Below are 8540 nucleotides of genomic sequence, written 5' to 3'. Positions count from 1 at the left end.
AAGGGCCAAACTATCTAAGTTTGGTTTTGAGATATAGCCGCTCAGCAATGGGTTTTTGGTGTATTGAATGGGGTTGTTGTAGCTTTGTTTATCTGGTTTTACAAATAACGTAGAGTTTCTGAACAATGGGAGTTTGTCATTTTTATAGCCAAAGTTGATAGGGTGCGAACGGTCCAGTTTGGCTTCAAAAATAGCGCCGCCAATAACTTGCGCACCGTTATAGTCATTGCGTTGTTCAAAAGAAATGTTTTTGGCAATGCGCTCTGAGGTTTTAAAATCGAGTTTCATCAGTTTGTTAGTGTTCATCCAGCGCAGTGCATTTTTGAAACCGATAAGCGTTCCGCCATCTTCAACCCAGGTCATCAGTTTTTCGGTGTCGTTTTTGTTGAGACTTCCGTTGGGAACAATAATGGTATTGTATCTGCTTAAATCGGCACGGCCTAAATTGTCGGTATCTAATTTGGTCATAACCATATCATATCTTTGGTCCAAAAGATGCCAAATTTCACCAGCATCGGATGAATTGATGCCATTGCCAACAAGTACGGCAATTTTAGGTAGGGTTAATGGCCTAAAGTGATCACTTCCTAAATTCACACCTTCGGTCAATCCGGTAGAAACGGCATCAATTTGCACATGGCTTTCTTGGGCAGCTTTGTTTAAAAGTTGAAAAATTTCGTCACTATTTTTTGATTGGTTTTGAACCGGAATCATGATGGTGCCGTAATCGTATTTTTTGCCATTGGCACTAAATTGTCTCATGGCCACTTTAGCACGCAAATCACTGCTCAAAATGAGATTCAATGCCTTTGGCGTATAGTATTCGTGCCATTCCATGACATAGGCATAATCGCTTTTTGAGGACACTTGGCCGGGCTTCATTTTTAGGTCTTTAACTTGCTCGCCCAGATGTGAGGATGCTACGCCTTCAGCATAATCCAAGTTGAATGCCAATGGTAAGGTCCATGCCGAAACGTCGTAAAACAAACTGTCTTTAAAGCTGGTACGTTTTTCGAACATGCCATTAATAAGCCTAGTGTTTTTCTGGTTTTTAGGTACCACAAAACTGTAACCTTTTTTAAATTGTTTGCCGTCAATCGTGGCATCATCTTTAAGTTCGTACAATTCGATCTGGTGTCTTTTTAATATTTGTGCCAGTTCGAAGGTTTTGGCAGCATCTTTAGAGTCGCCAAAAACAATGTTTTTTCCCTTTTCCTTTGCAGCTTCGTTACGGGCTTCTTTGAAAAAATCGTGTTGGTATTTTAGGAGTTCTTCACGCATATTGTAACCGGCATCCAAAGTTGATAATGCGGCGGTAAATTGATTGCGGATAGTAAATGGAAAAGTTAAAAGGCCATTTGTGCTTTCTTGGATATGTCCCCTGGAACTGGCTTGTTCAAACAGAATTCCGATACTTCCGTTAATATCAGGGAATGTGGAACCTTTGCCGTAATAGAAATCATCAAAACTCTCTTCGGTATAATAGAACGAACCAATTTTGTCAAATGCCTTGGCGTGGTAATCGCCAATTTTTTTAGTCAAATCTTGATTTAATTGCGGTGTAAGTGGGTGGGTTCTGCTTGGAATTCCCGGTTGGAAAAAGAAGGAGGAATTGGTGCCCATTTCATGATGATCGGTCAGGATATTTGGCAACCATTTATGGAAGGTTTCTATTCGTGCTCTGGATTCTGGCAATTGCACCGGCAGCCAATCGCGGTTCATGTCAAACCAATAATGGTTGGTTCTGCCTCTTGGCCATACTTCATTGTATTCGCGGTCGTTAGGATCGGGATTTAGGTTTTTGCTTTTATTGGAATTGGCCCAAAATGCAAAACGCTGTAAACCGTCCGGATTAAATGACGGATCGAAAAGAATAATGGTTTGGTCCAGCATATTTTTAACGGCGTCACTTTCTGCAGCAGCAAGATAATAAGCTACCAAGAGGGCAGCGTTAGATCCGCTAGGTTCATTGCCATGGATAGAAAACCCTTGGTTGACCACAATGGGCATTGTACTGGTGTTGACCGATGCATTGCTTTCGGTGGCTGCAATATGTTGTTCGCGGATGGCATCAATATTTTGATGGTTTTTTGGCGATGTAATCGTAAGGAGAATTAATGGTCGGCCTTCGTAAGTCGTTCCTCGATTTTCAATAGTAATCCGGTCAGAACTTTGCGCCAAGGCTTTCATGTATTCCACCAACTTGTCGTGTGTAATGTGCCACTCACCAACATCATGGCCTATAACCGATTTTGGTGTGGGAATCGCTTTGTTGTACGTGGTGTTTTGCGGTAGATAATAGCTGAGGTCGGTTTGGTTTTGCCCAAAAACAAAACAGGACATTAAAAGGAATAAAGTGTTAAAAAGTCTCATAAATGTTAAGGTAGTTTCAAAAAATGTTTAGTTAAGCCATAAATATAAAAAAAACCGCTACTTAAAGGTAACGGTTTTGTTAATAAATTATCTTCTGATGATTTATATGTCTTCAAAGTTGATATCGGTAAAACTTTCGGCAGATTTTACAGTTTCCGAATCCAAGTCCTCATCGGCAGCATCATATTCTTCTTTTTTGAAATCTTTTTGATGACGCTCACTGATGACTTCGTCTCCTTTGACATCGATGACGTAATCAATCATTTCTTTCAAAATCTCATTAAATTCACTAAAATCTTCTTTGTAAAGGTAAATTTTGTGCTTTTTGTAGTGAAAAGAACCATCGTCATTCGTGAATTTTTTACTTTCTGTGATAGTAAGATAATAATCTCCTGCTTTAGTAGCTCTAACGTCAAAGAAATACGTCCTTCTTCCTGCGCGTAATACTTTAGAGAATATTTCTTCTTTCTCCATCATTCCGTGATCACTCATATATTTTTGTTTTAATTAGTAACGGTTAACGTACCAAAAATCTAAAAAAAAATAATAGTAACCAACAATTTGTGAAGTTTCTTTTAACTATTGCCAAAAGAACCAATTATGATTAGCTCAAAACATAAGGTCTATGTTTGAAAACAAATGTATTAGAGTTTTAACTGGAATGAAAACTTAGGTTATTGGTTTTCTGAAAGCTGTTTTATATAAAGTTCTTTGTAATACCCATCCACATCATATAAGGTGTTATGATTGCCCGTTTGAATGATTTTGCCGTCATCAAGAACAATGATTTTGTCGGCGCCTTTAACGGATGAAATTCTATGGCTTACAATAATGGTAGTTTTGTCCTTGGTAATGGTTTTGAGGTTGTTTAGGATTTTTTCCTCGGTTTCGGTATCTACGGCCGATAGGCAATCGTCAAACAATAAAATTTGAGGTGCTTTGATAATTGCTCGGGCAATAGAAATACGTTGCTTTTGTCCGCCCGATAAAGTAATCCCGCGCTCGCCCAGAATGGTGTCATATCCTTTAGAAAACTCTTTGATATTTTTATGGACATCGGCATTTTTGGCGGCTGCTATAACTTCGGCCTCCGTGGCATCTTCCTTACCAAACATGATGTTGTTTTTGATGGTGTCAGAAAACAAAAACGCATCTTGAGGTACATAACCCATATGGTTTCTTAAACTCGTCAGATTAAGATTTTCGATAGGAGTGCCATCAATTTTTATTTCGCCCGAAGTGACATCATACAAACGGCCAATAAGATCTAATATGGTCGATTTCCCTGAGCCCGTTTTGCCAATTATTGCCATGGTTTCACCTTTGTTGATTTTAAAACTGACATTGTTAAGTGCTTGGATATTGGTGTCGGGATAGGTAAACGAAACGTTGTTGAATTCGATATCGCCTTCAATAACAGAAGGTTCTGGATTGTTGTTTTTTATGGTAGGCTCTTGTTTTAAAAACTCGTTGATCCGTTTTTGTGACGCCTCGGCTTGTTGGATGATGGAGGTTACCCAGCCGACAGTAGCCACTGGCCAGGTTAAAAGATTGACGTAAATAATAAATTTTGCAATCACGCCGATACTTTCAATTTCTCCGTCAATATATTGTTTTCCACCGATATAGATGACGATAATATTGCTCAGTCCAATTAAAAGGATCATCAACGGATAGAATAACGCTTGGACTTTGGTCAAATCGATGTTTTTTTGTCGGCTTTCAACAGAAAGTGCATCAAAGTTGGCAATCGTTGCCTCTTCAATGCCATACGATTTGATGACGCTAATCCCGCTAAATGTTTCTTGTGTGCTGGTTGAAAGTTTGGCGAGCCATTGTTGCACGACCGTACTGCGTTTGTGGATGGACTTGCTTAATATATAAATAAAGTAAGACAGTATTGGCAACGGAATAATGGTGTATAAGGTTAAAGTTGGTGCCGAATTGAACATTAAAATCAAAGCAATAATAAAAAGCGTAACGGTATTAATGCTGTACATAATTGCCGGTCCGGCGTATTCCCTAACTTTACCAACATCTTCACTAATTCGGCTCATTAAATCGCCCGTACGGTTAGATTTATAAAAATCGAGCGACAGCCTTTGGTATTGTTGGTAAACTTCGTTTTTTAAATCAAATTCTATTTGGCGCGATACATAAATAATGGTTTGCCGCATCAAAAACGTAAAAACGCCACCAATGATTGCAGCTCCAATAATGTAGAAAATATTGAGGAGCAATTCACTTTTTACAACGGCAACATCTGTAGTGATCCCTTTACGGTAATTATCAATAACATCCACAGAGTTTCCAACCAACTCCGGCGTAAAAAGAAGGAATATACGAGCTACAATCGTGATTAAAATCCCGGCCAGTAATTTATAGCGATACTTGTAAAAATATTTATTGACGTGCTGTAATTCTTTCATGTAATTGTATGGACACTTGAGTTTTAGTATTTAAACGAACATTGTTTTTGCTGATTGTCCATTATTGATTTAGGGTTTGATTTATTATAAATATCTGCTTATTTCACCCACATCACACCAAATAGAGTTGTAAAATAAAATTCTGTTTTTTAAGACGAAATTCTTTTTATAAGGCTATGAAGCGTGGTTTTTTGAAGCCACAAAGATACTGGTTTATAAGGAATAATTGGTATTCAAAATTCCGTTTTCACATTTCCAGTTAGTTGTTTTTTTATTGGATCAAGTAAAAAGAAACAGTGTTTTGGAGACTGAAAAGAAGAAAAAATTTCTTTTGAGCCAAAGATATCCTCTATGTTTTGTTTTAGTATTTCTAAATAAATACTATTTTTGCAGCCGAAAAGAGCCAAAAGGCTTTTCGCTTAATTTAATTAGTTCTTGTAAATGCTAAATAGAAGACATATTCGTATAAAAGTCATGCAAACCCTTTATGCCTTTGGTGGTGGTGAAGGCGATGACTTTAAAAAGGATAAGACATTTTTACTTCACAGTCTTGAAAATATGTACGATTTGCACTTGTTGCTGTTGTCGCTTTTGATTGAAGTTCAAAAACGAGCTGAAGATTATCAGGATAAGGCGCAACGAAAAATTTTAGCCACCCAAGAAGAAAAAGATCCCAACCGAAAATTTATTGATAACCAAGTTCTTCAGATTTTAAAAGAAGATCGCGCCCTTCAAAACGATATTGAAAATCGTAAAATCGATGATTGGTATCTTGATTTTGAGTACGTCGATATCATATTTAAAAATATTCTTGAAAGTGAGATGTACAAGAGGTATATGTCCAATAGAATTTCTGATTTTAAAGAGGACAAGGAGTTTATTGTCAACGTTTTTACCGAAATCATTGCACCAAACGAAAAGCTATACAGTTATATTGAGGACAAGAAATTGACGTGGTTGGATGATTTGCCAGTTGTTAATACAGGTATTTTAAAGCTGTTGCGCAACGTTAAAAAAGAAAATAAATCGACTTATTTCACGCCAAAATTATTCAAGGATGATGACGATAGGCAGTTTGCTACCGATTTGTTCCAGAAAACCTTATTGAGCAAAACGAAATTTAACCAAGAGATTGCCGGCAAGACCCAAAATTGGGATGCAGAGCGTATTGCTAATTTGGATGCGATCCTGCTTCAAATGGCACTTTGCGAATTTCAGAAATTCCCGTCCATCCCAGTAAAAGTAACTATTAACGAGTATATTGATATTGCCAAGGAATACTCAACACCAAAAAGCAGCTTTTTTATTAATGGTATTTTGGATAAAATAGTTAAGGAATACACCGAAAAAGGCGAGCTAAATAAAGTAGGACGAGGGTTGTTGTAACAGAAAATATTCTTATTTTTACAACCTCAAATTTATTTTTAACCGAACGTTTAAATCAAAAAGTAAAACCATGAAAAAAATAATATTAAGTTTTTGCGCACTTTCATTAGTAGCATTCATGTCTTGTAAAGAAGATGCTACTGCAAAGATCAAATCAGAAAATGTTGCTGAAGCTGCAGAAAGAGATGCCAATGCTGGTAGTTTTGCGGTTATTTCCTTTGAGGAAGTAGAGCATGATTTTGGAGCACTAAAAAATGGTACGCCAGTAGAAACTGTTTTTAAATATACCAATACAGGAACTTCACCATTGGTGGTAAGTAATATTCAAAGTACTTGTGGTTGTACGGTCCCTTCAGATTGGACTAAGCAAGTGGCTCCTGGGGAAACAGGTGAAATGACCGTGAAGTTTGATGGAAGAGGAAATGGCGTTGTTACCAAGTCAATTACCTTGACGACCAATACTGAAAATGGATCTGAAACTGTAAGGATTAAAGCTACTATTGATGGCGGTGAAGGTGTTATGCAACAGGCTCAATCCGGAACCCAGTCTATCATGCAACAGCCAGCCAGAAAATATAGTACACAACCTGGTCACGAAGGCCATAATCACGATTAATAATAAATAATATCTAATTAATGGAAGGAATCGGTTCGTTTTTACCCATTTTAGCCATGTTTGCTGTAGTGTATTTCTTTATGATTGCACCACAAATGAAACGTGCTAAACAGGAGAAAAAATTTGTAAATGAATTAAAGAAAGGTGATAAAGTCATTACCAAAAGCGGAATGCATGGTAGAATTGCTGAGCTAAATGATAAAGATAGCAGCTGTGTTATTGAAACCATGTCAGGCAAAATCAAATTTGATCGTTCTGCCATTTCAATGGAAATGAGCAAGAAACTTAATACTGATACTGCAACGACAACAAAATAAACCGTTGGCTTATAAAATTAAAAAAGGGACATTCAATAACGAATGTCCCTTTTTTAATTGCTTTCGGAATGATGATCATTTATTTCCTAATTTTTTTGGGCAACTAATTCGGCAATTTTACAGATTACTTCAGTGGCTTTAATCATGCTTTCAACAGGTACATATTCATAACGGCCATGAAAATTATGTCCGCCGGCAAAGATGTTAGGGCATGGTAATCCCATAAAGCTCAATTGTGAACCATCCGTTCCGCCTCTAATCGGTTTGATGATGGGTTTGATATTTAGTTCCAACATGGCTTTTTCGGCAATATCAACAATGTGCTTTACCGGTTCAATTTTTTCCTTCATGTTAAAATATTGATCCTTGATTTCAATTGTAGCCACTTCGCGTTCGTATTGCGAATTCAAATCGAAGGCCACTTGCAGCATGGCTTTTTTGCGAGCTTCAAAATGGTGGATATCATGATCCCTGATAATGTATTTTAAAACCGTTTCTTCAACCAGCCCTTCAATGCTCGACAAATGGAAAAAACCTTGGTAGCCTTCGGTGTGCTCTGGGGTTTCCAATAATGGCAAAGAGTTGATAAACTCTGTGGCAATATACATGGAGTTGACCATTTTGCCTTTGGCGTAACCCGGGTGAACGATTTTGCCTTTTATTTTTACGGTTGCTCCCGCGGCATTAAAATTTTCATATTCCAATTCGCCTATCTGGCTGCCATCCATGGTGTATGCCCATTCGGCACCGAACTTCTCAACATCAAACTTGTGTGCGCCACGTCCAATTTCTTCATCGGGCGTAAATCCAACACGGATTGTCCCATGTTTGATTTCAGGATGTTGGATCAGGTATTCCATTGCAGAAATAATTTCGGTAATTCCGGCTTTATCGTCGGCTCCCAAAAGTGTGGTTCCATCGGTAGTAATGAGTGTTTGCCCTTTGTATTGTAATAAATCGTCAAACAAATCGGGGGATAAAACAATGTCTTCTTCGGCATTTAAGATAATATCCTTGCCATCATAATTTTCAATGATTTGAGGTTTGACGTTTGTTCCTGTATAATCTGGCGAGGTGTCAAAATGTGCTATAAAACCAATTACGGGTACGTCATGGTCAATATTACTTGGCAACGTGGCCATGATATAGGCATTTTCGTCAATGGTGACGTCTTGCATGCCAATTTCTTTAAGTTCTTTGACCAGTGCGTTGGCCAGATCCCATTGTTTTGCTGTACTAGGTGTTGTTTCAGAATCAGGGTCAGATTGGGTATCGACTGTTATATAACTTACAAATCTATCAATAATGTGCTGTTTTTCAATCATGTCTTTTCGTTTTCATTTAGGGTGCAAAATACGGCTTATTCAAAATAATTCCTATGTGTCCGCCATCAATTTTAAAAGCTTGCGATAGGTTCTT

Annotated in this window: 7 protein-coding genes; 3 read left to right on the top strand and 4 right to left on the bottom strand. The window is 37.7% G+C overall.

Annotated elements, in window-relative coordinates; all coding sequences use genetic code 11:
* The 3 genes from VNJ50_RS05970 to VNJ50_RS05960 all read right to left on the bottom strand — a co-directional run.
* A partial coding sequence (locus VNJ50_RS05970; protein ID WP_325579979.1) for a M14 family metallopeptidase occupies positions 1 to 2373 on the bottom strand: 2373 nt, incomplete at its 3' end.
* 102 nt (positions 2374 to 2475) lie between these two features.
* A complete protein-coding gene (locus tag VNJ50_RS05965; RefSeq protein ID WP_325579977.1) occupies positions 2476 to 2865 on the bottom strand; it encodes a PUR family DNA/RNA-binding protein in 390 nt (129 codons plus the stop codon).
* 182 nt (positions 2866 to 3047) lie between these two features.
* Complete coding sequence (locus tag VNJ50_RS05960) at positions 3048 to 4802, bottom strand: ABC transporter ATP-binding protein (RefSeq protein WP_325579975.1); 1755 nt, start codon at positions 4800 to 4802, stop codon at positions 3048 to 3050.
* A gap of 474 nt (positions 4803 to 5276) precedes the next feature.
* On the opposite strand from VNJ50_RS05960, the gene nusB reads away from it, so the two are divergent.
* The 3 genes from nusB to yajC all read left to right on the top strand — a co-directional run bounded on the left by nusB (position 5277) and on the right by yajC (position 7121).
* The gene (nusB, locus tag VNJ50_RS05955; RefSeq protein WP_325579973.1) at positions 5277 to 6188 is read left to right on the top strand and encodes a transcription antitermination factor NusB; all 912 of its coding nucleotides are present in this window, start codon (positions 5277 to 5279) and stop codon (positions 6186 to 6188) included.
* 70 nt (positions 6189 to 6258) lie between these two features.
* Entirely contained in the window at positions 6259 to 6804 is a 546-nt protein-coding gene (locus VNJ50_RS05950) for a DUF1573 domain-containing protein (protein WP_325579972.1), read from the top strand.
* A gap of 20 nt (positions 6805 to 6824) precedes the next feature.
* Positions 6825 to 7121, top strand: coding sequence for a preprotein translocase subunit YajC (yajC, locus tag VNJ50_RS05945; protein ID WP_325579971.1), 297 nt, complete (start codon positions 6825 to 6827; stop codon positions 7119 to 7121).
* An 86-nt stretch (positions 7122 to 7207) separates the two neighbouring features.
* On the opposite strand, the gene pepT is transcribed toward yajC, so the two are convergent.
* Positions 7208 to 8446 (bottom strand): peptidase T, encoded by a 1239-nt coding sequence (gene pepT, locus VNJ50_RS05940; protein WP_325579969.1) that lies wholly within the window; start codon positions 8444 to 8446, stop codon positions 7208 to 7210.
* Between the last annotated feature and the right edge of the window lie 94 nt (positions 8447 to 8540).

Source organism: Gelidibacter sp. (assembly GCF_035577925.1).
Lineage (GTDB): Bacteria > Bacteroidota > Bacteroidia > Flavobacteriales > Flavobacteriaceae > Gelidibacter.
The sequence above is the reverse complement of the archived record's forward strand: the minus strand, read 5'-3'. Positions and strand labels throughout refer to the sequence as shown.

Coding starts and splice junctions, on each gene's coding strand:
- VNJ50_RS05950 (WP_325579972.1), top strand. CDS start 6,259: ATGAAAAAAATAATATTAAGTTTTTGCGCACTTTCATTAGTAGCATTC.
- VNJ50_RS05960 (WP_325579975.1), bottom strand. CDS start 4,802: ATGAAAGAATTACAGCACGTCAATAAATATTTTTACAAGTATCGCTAT.
- VNJ50_RS05965 (WP_325579977.1), bottom strand. CDS start 2,865: ATGAGTGATCACGGAATGATGGAGAAAGAAGAAATATTCTCTAAAGTA.
- yajC (WP_325579971.1), top strand. CDS start 6,825: ATGGAAGGAATCGGTTCGTTTTTACCCATTTTAGCCATGTTTGCTGTA.
- nusB (WP_325579973.1), top strand. CDS start 5,277: ATGCAAACCCTTTATGCCTTTGGTGGTGGTGAAGGCGATGACTTTAAA.
- pepT (WP_325579969.1), bottom strand. CDS start 8,446: ATGATTGAAAAACAGCACATTATTGATAGATTTGTAAGTTATATAACA.